The organism is Paraburkholderia sp. SIMBA_053, assembly GCF_046534895.1.
Classification (GTDB): domain Bacteria; phylum Pseudomonadota; class Gammaproteobacteria; order Burkholderiales; family Burkholderiaceae; genus Paraburkholderia; species Paraburkholderia caledonica.
Window position 1 is genome coordinate 1 of sequence record NZ_JAWRXU010000766.1, and the last position, 268, is coordinate 268.

At 32.1% G+C, this 268-nt stretch carries 1 pseudogene; it reads right to left on the reverse strand.

The annotated features are described in order from the left end of the window. A pseudogene (locus tag SB753_RS37640) lies at window positions 1-268 on the reverse strand (hypothetical protein); the annotation flags it as partial.

The window sequence follows — 268 nt, forward strand, 5'->3', positions numbered from 1 at the left end:
TATGCAATAATCTACCGTACAGTTCATCCCTTGTGGATTTTTAGCTAAGTTTAGATGGTATATATTTTGCGCAATGAGAAACTGTTGCATACGTCCATTGCTAGGGTGATATTCTCTTAATCCTTTGTGAATTTGTTCATAACTAAAACCTAAAAATTCTCCAATTTTTATAGCCGTTAGCATATTATATGCATTGTATTCACCCTTCAAATTGGAAGTATAGGATTGATTTTGTACAGTAATCGTTAGGTTGTTTTGTGATTGAATT